General features: G+C 64.4%; 12 protein-coding genes. 9 read left to right on the top strand and 3 right to left on the bottom strand.

Going from position 1 to position 17,354, the window contains the following annotated elements; translation table 11 throughout:
- Nucleotides 1-311: 311 nt before the first annotated feature.
- The 6 genes from HNO82_RS14920 (at nucleotide 312) to HNO82_RS14945 (ending at nucleotide 8,232) form a co-directional block, all read left to right on the top strand.
- On the top strand, nucleotides 312-1,271 hold the full coding sequence (locus tag HNO82_RS14920) for an MBL fold metallo-hydrolase (protein ID WP_008325343.1): 960 nt from the start codon (nucleotides 312-314) through the stop codon (nucleotides 1,269-1,271).
- Nucleotides 1,272-1,325: 54 nt separating this feature from the next.
- The gene (locus HNO82_RS14925; RefSeq protein ID WP_175344266.1) at nucleotides 1,326-3,071 is read left to right on the top strand and encodes an FAD-dependent oxidoreductase; all 1,746 of its coding nucleotides are present in this window, start codon (nucleotides 1,326-1,328) and stop codon (nucleotides 3,069-3,071) included.
- 41 nt (nucleotides 3,072-3,112) lie between these two features.
- Complete coding sequence (locus HNO82_RS14930; protein ID WP_008325340.1) at nucleotides 3,113-3,340, top strand: DUF2783 domain-containing protein; 228 nt, start codon at nucleotides 3,113-3,115, stop codon at nucleotides 3,338-3,340.
- Between the two features lie 67 nt (nucleotides 3,341-3,407).
- Entirely contained in the window at nucleotides 3,408-4,775 is a 1,368-nt protein-coding gene (locus HNO82_RS14935) for an MFS transporter (RefSeq protein ID WP_175344267.1), read from the top strand.
- A 359-nt stretch (nucleotides 4,776-5,134) separates the two neighbouring features.
- On the top strand, nucleotides 5,135-6,880 hold the full coding sequence (locus HNO82_RS14940; protein WP_008325334.1) for an ABC transporter permease: 1,746 nt from the start codon (nucleotides 5,135-5,137) through the stop codon (nucleotides 6,878-6,880).
- Nucleotides 6,881-6,894: 14 nt separating this feature from the next.
- On the top strand, nucleotides 6,895-8,232 hold the full coding sequence (locus HNO82_RS14945) for an ABC transporter ATP-binding protein (protein WP_008325332.1): 1,338 nt from the start codon (nucleotides 6,895-6,897) through the stop codon (nucleotides 8,230-8,232).
- A 39-nt stretch (nucleotides 8,233-8,271) separates the two neighbouring features.
- Here HNO82_RS14945 and HNO82_RS14950 read toward each other — a convergent pair whose 3' ends face one another.
- Complete coding sequence (locus tag HNO82_RS14950; RefSeq protein WP_008325330.1) at nucleotides 8,272-9,918, bottom strand: methyl-accepting chemotaxis protein; 1,647 nt, start codon at nucleotides 9,916-9,918, stop codon at nucleotides 8,272-8,274.
- A gap of 328 nt (nucleotides 9,919-10,246) precedes the next feature.
- On the bottom strand, nucleotides 10,247-11,701 hold the full coding sequence (locus HNO82_RS14955; protein WP_175344268.1) for an MFS transporter: 1,455 nt from the start codon (nucleotides 11,699-11,701) through the stop codon (nucleotides 10,247-10,249).
- Between the two features lie 141 nt (nucleotides 11,702-11,842).
- Here HNO82_RS14955 and HNO82_RS14960 point away from each other — a divergent pair, with 141 nt between their 5' ends.
- From HNO82_RS14960 to HNO82_RS14970, 3 genes are all read left to right on the top strand, one after another.
- Nucleotides 11,843-12,793 carry a LysR family transcriptional regulator gene (locus tag HNO82_RS14960; protein ID WP_175344269.1) on the top strand — a complete coding sequence of 317 codons (951 nt, stop codon included), beginning with the start codon at nucleotides 11,843-11,845 and terminating at the stop codon, nucleotides 12,791-12,793.
- A 22-nt stretch (nucleotides 12,794-12,815) separates the two neighbouring features.
- The gene (gene gloA2, locus HNO82_RS14965) at nucleotides 12,816-13,208 is read left to right on the top strand and encodes an SMU1112c/YaeR family gloxylase I-like metalloprotein (protein ID WP_175344270.1); all 393 of its coding nucleotides are present in this window, start codon (nucleotides 12,816-12,818) and stop codon (nucleotides 13,206-13,208) included.
- Nucleotides 13,209-13,353: 145 nt separating this feature from the next.
- Nucleotides 13,354-15,231, top strand: coding sequence for an AI-2E family transporter (locus HNO82_RS14970; protein WP_175344271.1), 1,878 nt, complete (start codon nucleotides 13,354-13,356; stop codon nucleotides 15,229-15,231).
- A gap of 87 nt (nucleotides 15,232-15,318) precedes the next feature.
- On the opposite strand, the gene ilvD is transcribed toward HNO82_RS14970, so the two are convergent.
- Entirely contained in the window at nucleotides 15,319-17,181 is a 1,863-nt protein-coding gene (gene ilvD, locus HNO82_RS14975; protein ID WP_175344272.1) for a dihydroxy-acid dehydratase, read from the bottom strand.
- Nucleotides 17,182-17,354: the final 173 nt, after the last annotated feature.

Raw genomic sequence — 17,354 nt, forward strand, 5'->3', positions numbered from 1 at the left:
GCAATGGCAGCGGCAAGCATTGCTGCGCGTCCGGCTGCCCTGCGATACGAGACCCTGGATTCTAATCCAACTCCCGTCCGGCAAGACATCCTCCACGTCATGGTGCAGAAAACGTCAATTAACCTCTGACAAGCGTATTTGCTATTGACTAATCAAAACGCGCTGACTAAGATGCGATCAACCTGCTTGTCGCAGGCAACAACAACAAGATTTGACCCGCATTGATCCAAGACGGGTTGGACGGAGACTCCCCCGATGGCACACGCCATGTCCAGCCGCGTCCCCACCCAACGAACCAGAACGAGGCAGACATGGCCAAGGCTTTTGCATCCCAGGCGGATCTCGACGCCAAGAAGATCACCTTTGAACGCATCTCGGAAAACGCCTACGCGTACACCGCCGAGGGCGATCCCAACTCCGGCGTCATCATCGGCGACGACAGCGTGATGGTCATCGACACCACCGCCACCCCGGCCATGGCGCAGGACCTGATCGCGCGCATCCGCAGCGTGACCGACCTGCCCATCAAGTACGTGGTGCTGACGCACTACCACGCCGTGCGCGTGCTGGGCGCCTCGGCCTATTTCAAGGAAGGCGGCGAGCAGGTCATCGCCAGTCGCGGCACCTACGAGATGATCGTCGAGCGTGGCGAGGCCGACATGAAGTCCGAGATCGAGCGCTTCCCGCGCCTGTTCGCCGGGGTGGAAACGGTGCCCGGCCTGACCTGGCCGACCATGGTCTTCGAGAAGGAAATGACGATCTTCATGGGTCAGCTGGAAGTGAAGATCGCCCATCTCGGCCCTGGTCACACCAAGGGCGATACGGTGGTGTGGATCCCCGGTCAGAAGGTGCTGTTCTCGGGCGATCTGGTGGAATACGACGCCGCCTGCTACTGCGGCGATGCCCAGCTGGAACCCTGGCCGGCCACGCTCGATGCCCTGGCGGCCCTGCAACCGGAAGCCCTGGTCCCCGGCCGCGGGCCGGCGCTGCAAGGGCGCGAGCAGGTCACGCAGGCCATCGCCTATACCAGGGATTTCGTCTCCACCCTGCTGCGCGCAGGGCGCGAAGCCGTGGCCGGCAAGATGGGGCTCAAGGAGGCCATGGCGCACACCCGCAAGTTGATGGATCCCAGGTTCGGCCAGGTCTTCATCTATGAACACTGCCTGCCCTTCGATGTCACGCGGGCCTATGACGAGGCCTCCGGCATCACCCATCCGCGCATCTGGACGGCAGAACGCGACAAGGAAATGTGGGCCGCACTGCAAGCCTGAGCGCACCGCAAGCGCCCGCAGTCAGAAGAGAAAAGAACAGCGAGGAGACCGGCCATGAACCCCAGCCCAGCCATTGATTATCAGCAGCAACGTTTCAGCTATCAGCCCTGCCCGGAGCAAACCAGACCCGCCGGCGCCGCCGTGCATCCGGTGGTCGTCGTCGGCGCCGGCCCGGTCGGGCTGGTGACCGCCATCGACCTCGCCCGGCAGGGCATTCGCGTCGTGCTGGTCGATGACGACGATACGCTCTCCACCGGCTCGCGGGCGATCTGCTTTGCCAAGCGCACGCTGGACATCTTCGACCGCATCGGTTGCGGCCAGCGCATGATGGACAAGGGCGTGGGGTGGCATCGCGGCAAGGTGTTTCTGCGCGAGGAGGCCATCTACGAATTCGACCTGCAGCCCGAAAGTGGCCACGCGCGGCCGGCCTTCATCAACCTGCAGCAGTACTACGTGGAAGGCTACCTGCTGGAACAGGCGCGCAGCCATGACCTCATCGAGCTGCGCTGGAAGAGCCGGGTCAGCGCCATCGCGCATCACGCCGACCACGAAGTGCTGACGGTAGAAACCCCGGAGGACAGCTACCAGCTCAAGGCGCGCTACGTGGTGGCGGCCGATGGCTCGCGCAGCCCCTTGCGCCGGATGATGGGACTGGAAAGTGTGGGCCACACCTTCCGCGACCGCTTCCTCATCGCCGACGTCAAGATGGAAGCGCCCTTCCCGGCGGAACGCTGGTTCTGGTTCGATCCGCCCTTCCATCCCAACCAGTCGGTGCTGCTGCATCGCCAGCCCGATGATGTCTGGCGCATCGATTTCCAGCTCGGCTGGGACGCCGATCCGGTCCTGGAGAGAACGCCCGAACGCGTGATCCCGCGCGTACAGGCGCTGCTCGGCAAGCAGGCGCAATTCACCCTGGAATGGGTGAGCGTCTATACCTTTTCCTGTGTGCGCATGGACAGCTTCCGTCATGGCCGCGTCCTGTTCGTGGGCGACGCCGCGCACTGCGTCTCGCCCTTCGGTGCGCGCGGTGCCAACAGCGGCGTGCAGGATGCCGAGAACCTGGCCTGGAAGCTGGCCTTCGTCCTGCAGGGCAAGGCGCCCGAAAGCCTGCTGGACAGCTACGCCAGCGAGCGCCAATACGCCGCTGACGAGAACCTGCTCAACTCCACCCGCTCCACCGACTTCATCACGCCCAAGAGCGCCGTCAGCCGCCGCTTCCGCGATGCCGTGCTGGGGCTGGCGCGTGAGCATGTATTCGCACGCAGACTGGTCAACAGTGGCCGCCTGTCACTGCCCGCCACCCTGCACGACTCCCCCTTGAGCACCCGCGACAGTGCCCCTTTCCTGGGTGCCATGCAGGCCGGGGCCCCCTGTACCGATGCCCCTGTCTCGATGGACACCATGCCGGGCTGGCTGCTACCCCATCTGGGCGACCAGTTCGTGGCCATGATCTTCGCCCCGGCTGCCGCCCTGCCCGCCGTCCTGCTGCCGGCACTGGCCCGACTGAGCGACAACGGGGTGCCGCTGCGCCTGCTGTTTGTCAGCGGCGTCGCGACCACCGCCGCCGACCGTGCCGTGCTGGCAACCCTGGGCCCCGACGCCGTCCAGGTGGAGGACATCGAGGGCCTGGTGGCACAACGCTATGACGGCCAGCCACACACCTGCTATCTGATCCGTCCGGACCAGCACGTCTGCGCCCGCTGGCGCGGGATAGACGCGTCGGCGCTGGAACACGCCCTGCAGCGCGCCACCGGCTACAGCCACGACACCCTGTCCACGGCCGAACTGGATGCCGCCTGAACCCATCGCAAAACCACCCGCCCCTTCAACAAGGAGACACCATGAGCCTCAACACCGCGCCCAATCTGACGCACCCCGATGACTTCTACGAAGCCCTCATCGAAATCCATCGCGGCCTGGACGATGCCGCCAGCCAGGACCTCAATGCCCGCCTGATCCTGCTGCTAGCCAACCACATCGGCGGCCACGACGTGCTGATCGAGGCCATGCAGCGCGCCCGCGCCGGCCTGGCCCCGGCAGCCTCGGCGACGCTGGCCGAAGCGGCCTGAGTCATATCCATCCTTCCTCGACATCCACAAGAGCGCCGCCACAGGCGCCTATCCAACGGAGACATTCATGATGACCCCATCCCAGGGCGCCGGCACGCTGGCCGCCCCTTCCGCGCTCGATCTGGGCGTGGCGGCCGAAGACGCGATTTATCGCAAGGTCTGGCTGCGCATCATTCCCTTTCTCTTCATCTGTTACGTAGTGTCCTTCCTGGACCGTATCAACATCGGCTTCGCCCAGTTGCAGATGAAGCAGGATCTCGGCTTCAGCGACGCCATGTATGGTCTGGGCGCGGCCGTGTTCTATGTCGGCTACGTCCTGTGCGAAGTGCCCAGCAACATGCTGCTGGCACGTTTTGGCGCACGCCGCACCTTTTCCCGGATCATGGTGCTGTGGGGGCTGGCATCGGTGGGCATGATGGCGGTCAACGATGCCACGCACTTTTACATCCTGCGCTTCCTGCTGGGCGTATTCGAAGCCGGTTTCTTCCCCGGCATCGTGCTCTATCTCAGCTACTGGTTTCCGGCGCAGCGCCGCGCGGCGGTGATGGCGATCTTCTTTGCCGGGGTGGCGGTGGCGGGGGTATTGGGCGGACTGGTCTCGGGCTGGATCATGCGTGACATGGCTGGCGTGATGGGTCTGTATGGCTGGCAGTGGATGTTTGCCATCGAAGGTGCACCAGCGGTGGTGCTGGGCCTGCTGGTGATTTTCCTGCTGCCCGACGGACCGGCACAGGCCAGGTGGCTGACCCCGCAAGAAGCCGGTTTCCTGCAGACCCGCCAAAACCAGGAAGCGCTGCGTACCCATCATGTGAGACCGCATTCGCTGATGGCGCTCAGGCAGGCGCTGTCGCATCCTCAGACCTACCTGTTCGCCTTCATCTACTTTGCGCTGACCTGCGGCTCGCTCACGCTGAACTTCTGGATGCCACTGATGATTCGCGACTTCGGCATCAAGGATGTGGTCGAGGTCTCGCTCTATACGGTCATCCCCAACGCCATCGGCGCCATCGGCCTGATCCTGATCGCGCGCCGCTCGGACCGCCGCAACGAGCGTCACGGCCACTTCCTGATGTGCACCACCGGCGGTGCGCTGGCGCTGGCCGCGCTGACCCTGCATCCTTCCAGCTTTGCGGTCTCGCTGGGACTGCTGTCGATGGCGGCGGTGCTGATCTTTGCGGCCCTGCCGATCTTCTGGTCGCTGCCGCCCGGACTGCTCCCGAGCCAGACCATCGCACCGGGCATCGCCTTCATCTCCAGCGTGGGCATCACCAGCGGCATCGTCAGCCCCTGGCTGATCGGTCTGGTCAAGACGCGCACCGGCAATATCGATATCGCGCTGTATATCCTGGCGGGATTGCTGTTGCTCAGTGGCTTGACGATGTGGACGATGATTCCACGCAGAGCGACGCAGGAAGGGCCGCAGCATCGCGCCTGAAACGATCCGGCGGTCCGGGGAGAAAAGCCGTCCTGCGAGAGCAGGGCGGCTTTTTTACTATCGACATGCGAGACGAATCGGATCGCGTACGGTTCGCGTCAGCCGGGATGACAGTCCGTGCGTTAAGCGTCCACCCGGTCGCGTCAGGCAGTCAAGCAAATGTCGGCATCCGGGAAGGTGGTCAAGAAACTGTCAGAATTCCTTGCTACAGTGGCGCCGCCGGTCCCGGGGGGCGACTGATCCATCAGGCATGGGATCGCGCACGACCGGATTGAAGCCGTTGACCACGTCTTGCCCAGCCACGAACGCTACCACCGCGACCAACACCAACACCGCCATCCAGCCTCGCCGCCATGACAATGAAGACCACCTCGCCGCAACTGACGGCCTATGAAGAAGTCAAGCCTGGCTTCGGCTGGATCGATGCGCTGGTGCTGGCGGTGCTGTTCGGCCTGCTGTGGAGCGCGCTGCACTTCGGCCGTGGCATGCTGGTGCACTTCGACCCGTCCGACCAGCTGGAGGTCGACAGCTCGCCCGCCATGATCCCCTATTACGCCGGCCGCACCCTGCTGCGCATGTGGATCGCCTTTGCTTTCTCGCTCTTCTTCGCCATCGGCACCGGCTACCTGGCCGCCAAGAGCCGCCGTGCGCGCGCCCTCATCCTGCCTGCGCTGGACATCCTGCAATCGGTGCCGGTGCTGGGTTTCCTCTCGGCCACCGTGGCCGGTTTCATGGCGCTGTTCCCGGGTAGCCTGATGGGCGTGGAATGCGCGGCCATCTTCGCCATCTTCACCGGCCAGGTGTGGAACATGGCCTTCGGCTTCTATCACTCCATGGTCACCATCCCGACCGACATGCAGGAAGCCGCTACCACCTATCGCCTGACCGCCTGGCAGCGCTTTCGCACCGTGGAGCTGCCGGCATCGGCACACAGCCTGATCTGGAACTCGATGATGTCCTTCGGCGGCGGCTGGTTCTTCGTGGCGCAGAGCGAAGCCATCAGCGTCATGAACAAGGACCTGAAGCTGCCCGGCCTGGGTTCCTACATGGCGCAGTCCATCGCCCAGGGCGACCATACGGCAGCACTGTGGGCGGTCATCGCCATGCTGGCGCTGATCCTGGTGAGCGACCAGCTGGTGTGGCGGCCACTGCTGGCCTGGGCCGACAAGTTCAAGATCGAACTGACCGAATCGAGCTCGCCGCCGACCTCTTGGGTGTATGACCTGCTGCGCGGTTCCTACGTCTTTACCTGGCTCGATGAGAAATGCTGGCAGCCGCTGGGTGACTGGCTGGCGCGTCATCGTCCCGCCACCTCGGCAGCGCTCACGCCGGCGCGCATCACCCGCCAACGCTGGACCAAACGCGTGTTGACCGGCGCGATCTGCGGCCTGCTGATCTTCGAAGCCCTGCGCGGACTGGTCGCGGCCATCGATGCGCTGCACGGCGCGATGAGCTGGAGTCTGTTCGGTCACATCGTCTGGCTGGGCTTCCTGACCATGCTGCGGGTGCTGGCCATGACCGTCATCGCCACCCTGATCTGGACCCCGGTGGGAGTATGGATAGGCTCCAAGCCGCACATCGCCCGCTTCGCGCAACCGCTGGCGCAGATCGGCGCATCCTTCCCCGTCAACATGACCTTCCCGCTGGTGGTGGGCTGGTTCGTCGCGGCCAACGTCAGCATGAACTGGGGCAGCATCCTGTTGATCGCCATGGGCACGCAGTGGTACATCCTCTTCAACGTGATTGCCGGCGCCATGGCCATTCCCAATGACTTGAAGGAAGCCGCACGCATGTACGGACTGTCACGCTGGAACCTGTGGAAGACGCTGATCCTGCCGGCCATCTTCCCGTTCTGGGTGACCGGTGCATGTACCGCCGCCGGAGGGGCCTGGAACGCCTCCATCGTGGCCGAGCTGGCCAGTTGGGGGGATGTCTCGCTCAAGGCCGATGGCCTGGGCGCCTATATTTCGGCAGTCACCAAGTCCGGTGACACGCCTCTCATCATCGCCAGCATCGGCGTGATGTCGATGTTCGTCGTGCTGATGAACAAGTTTGTCTGGCGTCGCCTGTATGCCTTCGCCGAACGCCGTTTCCGCCTCGATTGATCGTGAGCCAACCCATGACACCCTCGCAACAACGCCCTGCCGTCGCCGAACTGTGCGCGGTCAGCAAATCCTACAATACCGCCGGCGGCCACGAGCTCAAGGTGCTCGACAACATCGACCTGGCCGTCCACGAAGGCGAACTGCTGGCGCTGCTGGGCCAGTCCGGCTCGGGCAAGTCGACCATCCTGCGCTGCCTGACCGGCCTGGTGGAACCCAGCTCGGGCCACACCATGGCCGCCGGCAAACAGCTCAATGGTGTCAATCGTGATGCGTCGGTGGTGTTCCAGACCTTCGCCCTCTATCCCTGGCTGACCGTGGAACAGAACGTGGCCGTAGGCCTGATGTCGCACAATCCGACCCGCGAGGAACGCGACGCGGCGGTCGACCGCGCCATCGAACTGATCGGCCTGGGCAACTACCATAGCGCCTATCCGCGCGAACTCTCGGGCGGCATGCGCCAGCGCGTGGGCATTGCACGGGCGCTGGTCTCCAAGCCCAAGCTCTTGTGCCTGGACGAAGCCTTCAGCGCCCTGGACGTGCTGACCGCCGAAAACCTGCGCCAGGAACTCATCAGCCTGTGGCGCGCACCGGACAGCGGCCTGACCTCCATCTTCATGGTTACCCACAACATCGAGGAAGCGGTGGAAATGGCCACCCGCATCGTCGTGGTGTTCCCGCGTCCGGGTCGCCTGGGTCTGGTGCTGGAGAACCCGCTACCCTATCCGCGCGACTCCAAGAGCCCGGAATTCCAACGTCTGGTCAACATCATCCACGAAGCCATCACCACCCTGACGCTGCCCGACCTGCCGCCGGAAGTGCACGTGCCGGGTGAGCCGATCTCGCGCGGACGCAAGCGCATGGAATCCATCCCGCTGATCCCGGTGGGGCAGATCCTGGGCCTGATGAGCCTGTTGAACGACGAACCGGAGTTGAACAACATCTACGACATCTCCGACGAGATCGGCAAGGAATTCGGCGAGACCATCGCTACCGTGAAGGCCGCAGAGATCCTGGAACTGGTGGACACCCCCAAGCAGGAGGTCTACCTGACCGATCTCGGCCGCCGCTTCGTGGCGGCCGACCGCCAGGGACAGCGCGCCATCTTTGCCGAGCAGGTCTACAAGCTGCGCATCTTCCACATCATCCTGGCGGTGCTGGGCGAGGCCGAGGAGATCGAGGCCGAGCGCGTATTGAAGGACATCGGCAGCGCCCTGCCCTATGACAATCCTGAAAAGACCTTCGAGACCATGATCGCCTGGGGCCGCTATGCCGGTCTCATGGATTACAACGCCAAGAGCGGCATGGTGTTCGTGCCCAAGGACGAGGACGAGGACGACGGCCCCCAAGGCTGAGTGCCGCCCCCCTGCCGCTTCGCTCTCTCGGTATCGGTCTCAGTGCAGGGCCGCCAGCGGCGCGCTCTGCAAGGCCGGTGCCGTCGGGCTTGCGGGTGCGTTGTCGGTCATGGTCGAGGCATCCTGGCGGATCTTGAAGACCGACACCACCTTCAGCAAACCCGAGGCCTGCTGCGACAGCGACTGCGCCGCCGCACTGGCCTGTTCCACCAGCGCTGCATTCTGCTGGGTCACCTGATCCATCTGCACGATGGCGGTATTGATCTGCTCGATGCCGCTGCCCTGCTCCTGGGTGGCAGTGGAAATCTCGTTCATGATCTCGCCGAAGCGCTGCACCGAAGCCACGATGCCGCTCATCTGCTGACCGGCGCTGGCCACCAGTTGCGAGCCCGCCCCCACGTGTGCCATCGATTCACCGATCAGATCCTTGATCTCCTTGGACGCCACGGCGCTGCGTTGTGCCAGCGAGCGCACCTCCGAGGCCACCACCGCAAAGCCGCGCCCCTGCTCGCCGGCGCGGGCCGCTTCCACAGCCGCATTCAAGGCGAGGATATTGGTCTGGAAGGCGATGCCTTCGATCACGCCGATGATGTCGGCCATCTTGCCGGAACTGGCCGAAATCTTGTCCATGGTCGAGACCACGCGATCAAAGGCTTCGCTGCCGCTGGCGGCCGTCTGCGCGGCACCGCCCGAGAGGCGCAAGGCTTCGCTGGCATGGCTGGTGTTCTGGCGCACGGTGGTGGTCAGCTCTTCCATGCTGGCGGCGGTTTCCTCCAGCGAGGCCGCTTGTTCTTCCGTACGTTGCGAGAGGTCGAAATTGCCCTGGGCAATCTGGCCACTGGCCACCGAGATCGTCTCGGCGGCCGACTTGATGCCGTGTGCGATTACGTTCAACTGATAACGCATCTGCTCGATCGACGCCATGAGGCTGGCGCCGTCGCCCTCACGCAGACGCACCGTGGCCGTGAGATCGCCCGAGGCAATCTCGCGCGCGACGGCCTGCGCTTCCGACGGCTCGGCCCCCAACTGGCGCAGGATGCTGCGCGCGATCATCGCCGAGGCGACCACGCCTGCGAGCAAGGCCAGCGCCACCGCGCTGAGCATGATGGAACGAAGCCAGGCATAGGTGCTGCGGGCACTGGCGGCAGCGTCGTCGTTGAGCTGGTCTTCGAATTCGGCCAGTTCGGTCAGCGACTTGATCCAGGCCTGCTGCTTGGGCCGCACTTCGGTGATGAGCACCTTGACGGCATCGGCCGGCTGGTTATCCAGCCCCAATTGCAGCGCCTTGGCCATCAACGGCACGGCGGCCGCCTCGTCGGACCTGATCTGGGCCAGCAACTGTTTCTCGCGCTCGCTGGTGGCCGCTTCGGTGTTGAACATCTTGTCCAGCGCGAGCAAGGCATCGCCATAGATCTTTTCCTGGCGCGCCAGCGTCTGCGCTTCTACGCGCATGCCTTCCTGGTCATCGAGCAGGGCAATGTTGCGAATGGCGATGGCGCGCTGGCTCAGTGCGTTGCGCATGGTGGCAACCAGCCTGGTTTCGGCATTGTTGACGGAGGTGATGTCGCTGAGGGCATCATTGATGCGCGACATGCCCGCCATGCCCAGCAAGGAAATGCCCAACAGAAACACGAGAATCAGGCCGAAGCCCAATGCCAGCCTGGTCACGACTTTCAACTTGCCCATGGTATTGCCCCCTTTTGTGGTATCCCCCGGCCGATGCAGGATGAGGCCGGAGAGAGTTGGACGGAGCTTGCAAGGGTGGACTGCGAAACCTGAACGCTTGAGTGGGGCGAGGAGGATGAAACGGGACGCTGTTGTGCTTGTAATTCGCCCTGGGTGGCAGTCGGCACGCCGGCAAGCAGAAGCAGTCTATGCTCCCGCCTGCCGGGACAAAGCGAGAATCAACGAGGATTTAAGGGCTCACTAAAAAGTTACCAATTCAGGTACATTTCAGTCAATGATGAGTTCCAGGGAGCTTGACGTTTTCTGCACCATGGCTCGCAAATGCAGATCAGGCGGGCGATTGCGCCTTGCGACGCAGGCGGCTGGCGCTCACTGCCGTAGCCAGCGCGGTAGCCAGGACCGCGACCCACAGGGCAAGACGGATCGCCTCGCCATCCTGCGTCGCACTCATCTTGAGCTCACCTTGGGCCACCGCACCGGCGGTGTAGATCGCCAGGATCGTGCCCAGCATGGCCGCGCCCAGGCACTGGCCGAAGGTACGCATGATGGCCAGCACGCCCGAGGCATTGCCACTGCGTTCGCGGGCGACATTGGAAAGCATCTCGCGGTTGTTGGGACTCTGGAAGAAACCGAAGCCCATGCCGCATACCAGTGCGCGCCAGCCAATGTCCCAGGCCTGGGCGTGATCGGGCAGCAAGGCCAGCAAGCCCAGCCCGACCGTAAAGAGCGCCAGGCCCAGGCTCGACAGCAAGGCCGGAGAATGACGGTCGGCCAGCTTGCCTGCATGCGGCGCCACCAGCACGATACCCAGCGGCCACGGGGTGAACAGTGCTGCCGATTCAAAGGCGGTGTATCCATAGCCGTTCTGGAACAGGAAGGGCAAGGCCACGAAAGCGATGCCCTGCCCCACGAAGGACGCCAGCGAGGTCAGTGCGGCCAGCGAGAAACGTGCATTGGCAAAGATGTCCAGCGGCAACAGCGGTTCCGGTACACGGCGCTGGCCGCGCACGAAGGCGGTACCGGCCAGCAGCGCCACCAGGGCGTAGGCTGCCGCCTCCAGCATGGCGTGGGTACCCTGGCCCGGTTCGGCAAAGCGCGCACAGGTATCGGCCGCCATGATGATGGCGCCCATGGCCAGCGCCGACCACAGCGCACCGGCCACGTCGAAGGGCGCCTGCGCCGGCTTGCGTGTTTCCGGAATGGCGCTCCACGACAGCAGCACGGCGAGGATGCCCAGCGGCACGTTGATGAGGAAGATCCATTCCCAGCCCAGCGCAGCCAGCAAGGTGCCGCCCAGTACCGGACCGATGGCGGTACTGGCCGCCACCAGCACGGCATTGAGGCCGAGGATGCGCCCCAGCAGGCGGTTGGGAAAGACGGTGCGATGAATGGCCGGCGCAATGCTCAGCATGGCTGCACCGCCCAGGCCCTGCAACACGCGCATGGCAATGAGCAGGTCCACCGAGTGCGACAATGCACAGCCCAGCGAGGCCAGCGTGAAGACAGCCAGCCCCGCCGTGAACTGGGAGCGGAAGCCCAGTCGCGACGACAAGGCGGCGAAGGCGGCCAGCGTCATGGCCGTAGCCAGCAGGTAGGCATTGGCGACCCATACCGAGGCGGCGGCCGAGGTCTGCAGGGCCTGGCTGATCTGCGGGAGGGCCACGTTGATGATGGTGCCGTCGAAGACGGCCATGGTGGTGGCCGTCATCACGGCCAGCATGGCGCGGCGGCGCTGTACGCCCGGCAGGCCTTCGTCGCCGGGCAGATCGGAAAAGAGTGACATGGAGATCGCTTGGGAAGATCGAATCAGGTCTTCACTATAGCCAGCCACGAGACAAGGCGGAAGACGCACGGCCTGCATTGGATCATTGCATGCAACGCCATGCCTCCAATCATGTCTGCTACCGCATGCTAGGATGCCGTCATGTCCGATACCGACCTCAACCTGCTGATCGCCCTCGATGCCCTCATCGCCGAAGCCAGCGTGGCCGGGGCTGCGCGCCGCCTGGGCCTGAGTGCCTCGGCCATGAGCCGCACCCTGACCCGCCTGCGCCAGGCCACCGGCGACCAGTTGCTGGTACGGGCCGGACGACAGATGGTGCTGACTCCCTGCGCAGAAGCCCTGCGCGAACGGGTGCGCAATGTGGTGCACGAAGCCCGATCGGTCTTGCGTCCCTCGGTACCGGAACTGGACCTGGCCCGGCTGGAGCGGGATTTCACCCTGCGCGCCAATGAAGGCTTCATCGAAGCCTGCGGTGCCGCACTCATCAGTGCCGTGGCGGCAGAGGCCCCGCTGGTGCGGCTGCGCTTCGCGCCCAAGGTGGAGCGCAGTCCGCTGCCGCTGCGCGAAGGCAGTGCCGACATCGAGATCGGCGTGGCCAGCGAGATGGGACCGGAGGTGCGTCTGCAAACCCTGTTTCGTGATCGCTTCGTGGGTGCGGTACGCATCGGACATCCATTGGCCGCCTTGCGCCGCGTCAGTGCCGAGCGCTATTGCGCCCACGAGCATGTGAGCGCCTCGCCACGAGGCGAGCGCAACGGCCCCATCGATGCCGCACTGGCCGGGCGCGGCCTGGTGCGCAAAGTGGTGGCAGTCGTGCCCAGCTTTCCGGGCGCGCTGGCGGTGGTGCGTTGCTCCGACCTGGTGACCATGGTGCCCTACTCCTTCCTGACCCAGGCGGGGGCACCGCGCAAGGATGGCAGTGCCTCCGGCATCCATCTGTTCGAACTGCCGGTGGCCACCGACCCCATCATCGTCTCGCTGATGTGGCATCCCCGCGTAGAGCTGGACCCGGCCCATCGCTGGCTGCGCGACAAGGTGCGCGCGGTCTGCGCCGGGCTGGCGCAGCGCGGCCCCAAGGGCCGTCCCGGCTGAACCCTCTTTCTGAAAGCATCCCATGCAGCTGCAAGGCATCCATCATGTGGCCCTCATCTGTTCCGACTATGCGGCCTCCCGCGCGTTCTACGTCGATCTGCTGGGCCTGCGCGTGATTGCCGAACATTACCGCGACGCACGCGACTCGTGGAAACTGGACCTGGGCCTGCCCGACGGTACGCAGATAGAACTGTTCTCCTTCCCCGCCCCACCGTCGCGTCCTTCGCGTCCCGAGGCCTGCGGTCTGCGCCATCTGTCCTTTGCGGTCGCCGATGTCGCCGCCAGCAAGGCCGAACTGGAAGCCCGTGGCGTGGTCGTGGAAGAGATCCGCGTGGATGAATACACGGGCCGGCGCTTCACCTTCTTCGCCGATCCGGATGGCCTGCCGCTGGAATTGTATGAAGTGTCGCGCTGAACCACCCCCTCTGCAAGCCTCGCCGCACCTGATGTTGCGGGGCATGGTGCAGAAAACGTCAAGGCGCGATGCGCGCACTGCAAGGGCAAGGGCTATACTCGCGCTGCATCGCTGACCGGCCCGCCTTCCTGCCCTCATCCTCTCCATGCAAAACCTCAAGACTTCCGCCTTTTCACGCCTGAATTCCACCACCCTCCTGGGGGCGGCCGTGGTACTGGGCATGCTCTACTTCGGCCGCGACATCCTGGCCCCGCTGGCAGTGGCCGGCATTGCCAGCCTGATCATCCTGCCGCTGGTGAGGAAGCTCGCCGCCCTGGGCCTGAACCGGGCTGCCGCCGCCATGGTATCGGTGCTGCTGGTGGGCGGCTGCCTGGTGGCACTGGCGGTGGTGCTGACCTTCCAGTTGGTGAGCGTAACCAGCGATCTGCCGCAATACCGCGAAGCCATCCAGGACAAGGTAGAAAGCGTGCGTGCCATGACCGAGCGTCCCTTCGCCCGGCTGGAGGCCGAACTGAGCGCGGTGATCCCGCAGCCGCTGCCGGAGAGCGCGCGCAGCGGCAAGAAGAACAGTCGTGCCGCCGCAGCAGCAGCCGCCGCCGCCCCCGAAACCGATACCCGCATGTCGGTGCGCGGGGCCTTGCGGCGGCTCTTTGCGCTGGCCTGGGGACCGATCGGCCAGGCCGGCATCGTGCTGGTCTTGCTGGTGTTCATCCTGCTGGAACAGGAATCCCTGCGCGAACGCCTGATCCGCCTGGCCGGACTGACCGAGATGAGCCGCACCATGCAGGCACTGGGCGATGCGGCAGAGGGCGTATCGCGTTTCTTCTTTTCACAGTTTCTGGTCAACCTGGTGTTCGGCCTCATCATGGGTGCGGTGCTGGCCGCCGGGGGCGTACCGCATGCGGTGCTCTGGGGCGCGCTGGCCGGGGTGCTGCGCTTCGTCCCCTACCTGGGTGCACTGGCCTCGGGCCTGATGATCTCGATCTTCATCGCCGCCATCGATCCGGGCTGGTGGCTGGCGCTGTCTTTCCTGGCGTTCTATGTGGGGCTGGAAGTGATCGTGGCCAATTTCATCGAACCGCGCGTGTATGGTCATAGCTCGGGCCTCTCGCCGCTGGCGGTGATCGTCTCGGCGCTGTTCTGGGGCACGCTGTGGGGACCCATCGGCCTGCTGCTCTCCACTCCGCTGACGCTGTGCCTGGTGGTGGCCGGGCGCCATGTGTCGGCCCTGGAACCGATCACCATCCTGCTGGGCGAGGCGCCCGACATGACACACGCCGAGCGTTTCTACCAGCGTGCCCTGGCCGGTGAATCGGACGCCATCATCCGCGATGCCCGCACGCATCTGCAGAAGCAGAGCTTTGCCAAGTACTGCGACCAGATCCTGCTGCCCGGCCTGGCCCTGGCGGCGCTGGATTTGCGCCATGGTCGCATCGAAGGAGCGCAGCAGGAGCGTCTGCTGCATGCGGTCTCGCAGTTGACCGAAGTGCTCACGCAAAGTCCCGGCGCGCCGCGCAGCCTGCGTCGGCGCCGCGAGGTACCGCTGCTCAACAGCAGCGTCGGTGCGCATCTGCGTGAACTGCGCCAGGCGCGGCTGGGACGCTGGCAGGGTTCGCTGGATGTGCCGCAAGGGTCGGTGGTGCTGTGCGGTGGCTTGCGCCATGAGCGCGATGACCTGCTCTCCGAACTGCTGGTGCATGCGTTGCGCGTGACCGGCATCGATGCCCGCAGCATCACGCTGGACCAGCCCGAGGAAGGACCGCCCGATACCAGCAAGGCCGAACTGGTGTCCATCGTGTTCCTGGTCTATCCGGTGCGAGAGAAACTGGACGCCTGGATGGGGGTAGTACGCGACCTGCGCGAGAACCTGCCGCATGCGCTGCTGGTAACGATTCGTCCGTCCTTCTTCAACGAGGAAGTCGAGGCCGCGACCGTGAAGGAACAGGTGGACATGGTGCTGTCGTCCTTCGAGGAAGGGCTGGCATTTGCGTCTACGCACATGCGACCGGCAATCAAGGTCTAAGCCTGGCCAGACGCAGCACAAAAAAAATCGCCCAGCTTGCACCGGGCGATTTTTTTGGCAGCGGTGACCGGCGACGGCCACGTACGATCAGCGCTTCAACTGCGACAGATCACGCACGGCACCACGATCGGCCGAGGTGGTCAGCGCGGCATAAGCCTGCAGTGCCTGCGAAACCACGCGCTGGCGGTTGCCCGGCTGCCACGCGGCATCGCCACGGGCTTCCATGTCGGCGCGACGCTTGGTCAGTTCTTCACCGGAAATGCGCAGGTTGATGCTGCGGTTGGGGATGTCGATGTCGATCATGTCGCCCTCTTCCACCAGACCGATGGCGCCGCCTTCAGCCGCTTCCGGCGAAGCATGGCCAATCACCAGGCCGGAGGAACCACCGGAGAAACGACCATCGGTGAACAGCGCGCAAGCCTTGCCGAGACCCTTGGACTTGATGTACGAAGTCGGGTACAGCATTTCCTGCATGCCGGGGCCGCCCTTGGGGCCTTCGTAGCGCACGATGACCACGTCGCCGGCCTTGACCTTGTCGCCCAGGATGCCTTCGACGGCGGCGTCCTGGCTCTCGAAGACACGTGCGGTGCCGGAGAACTTCAGGATGCTTTCATCCACGCCGGCGGTCTTGACGATGCAGCCCTTCTCGGCGATGTTGCCGTACAGGACCGCCAGGCCGCCATCTTGAGAATAGGCGTGTTCGCGATCACGGATGCAGCCGTTGGCGCGATCCAGGTCGCTGTCTTCAAAACGCTCTTCCTGCGAGAAGGCCACTTGCGTCGGCACACCACCGGGGGCGGCGCGGAACAGCTTGTGCACGGCCGGATCGCTGGTGACGCGGATGTCGAATTTCTCGATGGCTTCACCCAGGGTCTTGCTGTGCACGGTCGGACGCGAAGTGTCCAGCAGGCCGGCACGGGCCAACTCACCGAGGATGGAGATGATGCCACCGGCGCGGTGCACGTCTTCGATGTGGTACTTGTTGGTCATCGGCGCGACCTTGCACAGGCAGGGAACACGACGCGAAATGCGGTCGATGTCGGCCATGGTGAATTCCACCTTGGCTTCGTGGGCTGCGGCCAGGAGGTGCAGCACGGTGTTGGTGGAGCCGCCCATGGAGACGTCCAGGGTCATGGCGTTTTCCCAGGTTTCCTTGGTGCAGATGTTGCGCGGAAGGATGCTGTAGTCATCCTGTTCATAGTGGCGCTTGGCCAGTTCGACGATCAGGCGGCCGGCGCGCAGGAACAGTTCCTTGCGGTCGGCGTGGGTGGCGACGATGGTGCCATTGCCCGGCAGCGACAGGCCCAGCACTTCGGTCAGGCAGTTCATCGAGTTGGCGGTGAACATGCCCGAGCAGGAACCGCAGGTCGGACAGGCCGAGCGCTCCACTTCGGCCACGTCGGCATCCGAGATGTTCTTGTCGCCGGCCTGGATCATGGCGTCGACCAGGTCCAGCTTGATGACCTTCTTGTCGGTGTTGACGGTCTTGATGACCTTGCCGGCCTCCATCGGGCCACCGGAGACGAAGACCACGGGGATGTTCAGGCGCATGGCGGCCATGAGCATGCCCGGGGTGATCTTGTCGCAATTGGAGATGCAGACCATGGCGTCGGCGCAGTGGGCGTTGACCATGTATTCGACCGAATCGGCGATCAGGTCGCGCGAGGGCAACGAGTACAGCATGCCGTCGTGGCCCATGGCGATGCCGTCATCCACGGCGATGGTGTTGAATTCCTTGGCCACGCCGCCGGCCGCCTCGATCTCGCGCGCCACCAGCTGGCCCAGGTCCTTCAGGTGCACGTGACCCGGCACGAACTGGGTGAAGGAGTTCACGACCGCGATGATGGGCTTGGTGAAATCGCCATCCTTCATGCCGGTGGCACGCCACAGCGCACGCGCGCCGGCCATGTTGCGGCCTTGGGTAGTGGTATAGGAACGATAGGTCGGCATGATGGGTGTCTCCTCAGGGCTGCTTAGGGAAAAAGGGAGCACAAGAGTGCCTCCGAGGAGAGTGTTTGTCCAATATATAATTCGATACGTATTAATATCCACAAGATATTAATACGTATCAGTACGAACATTCCTCGTCAGCAACAGAAAGGCCCGCAACAACGCGGGCCAGT

Origin of the sequence: Herbaspirillum sp. C9C3 (assembly GCF_013359625.1) — a bacterium.
Lineage (GTDB): Bacteria > Pseudomonadota > Gammaproteobacteria > Burkholderiales > Burkholderiaceae_D > Herbaspirillum.

Bases quoted from the DNA above. Each gene is read 5' to 3' on its own strand.
- HNO82_RS14920 (WP_008325343.1), top strand. From the start codon at position 312: ATGGCCAAGGCTTTTGCATCCCAGGCGGATCTCGACGCCAAGAAGATC.
- HNO82_RS14925 (WP_175344266.1), top strand. From the start codon at position 1,326: ATGAACCCCAGCCCAGCCATTGATTATCAGCAGCAACGTTTCAGCTAT.
- HNO82_RS14930 (WP_008325340.1), top strand. From the start codon at position 3,113: ATGAGCCTCAACACCGCGCCCAATCTGACGCACCCCGATGACTTCTAC.
- HNO82_RS14935 (WP_175344267.1), top strand. From the start codon at position 3,408: ATGATGACCCCATCCCAGGGCGCCGGCACGCTGGCCGCCCCTTCCGCG.
- HNO82_RS14940 (WP_008325334.1), top strand. From the start codon at position 5,135: ATGAAGACCACCTCGCCGCAACTGACGGCCTATGAAGAAGTCAAGCCT.
- HNO82_RS14945 (WP_008325332.1), top strand. From the start codon at position 6,895: ATGACACCCTCGCAACAACGCCCTGCCGTCGCCGAACTGTGCGCGGTC.
- HNO82_RS14950 (WP_008325330.1), bottom strand. From the start codon at position 9,918: ATGGGCAAGTTGAAAGTCGTGACCAGGCTGGCATTGGGCTTCGGCCTG.
- HNO82_RS14955 (WP_175344268.1), bottom strand. From the start codon at position 11,701: ATGTCACTCTTTTCCGATCTGCCCGGCGACGAAGGCCTGCCGGGCGTA.
- HNO82_RS14960 (WP_175344269.1), top strand. From the start codon at position 11,843: ATGTCCGATACCGACCTCAACCTGCTGATCGCCCTCGATGCCCTCATC.
- gloA2 (WP_175344270.1), top strand. From the start codon at position 12,816: ATGCAGCTGCAAGGCATCCATCATGTGGCCCTCATCTGTTCCGACTAT.
- HNO82_RS14970 (WP_175344271.1), top strand. From the start codon at position 13,354: ATGCAAAACCTCAAGACTTCCGCCTTTTCACGCCTGAATTCCACCACC.
- ilvD (WP_175344272.1), bottom strand. From the start codon at position 17,181: ATGCCGACCTATCGTTCCTATACCACTACCCAAGGCCGCAACATGGCC.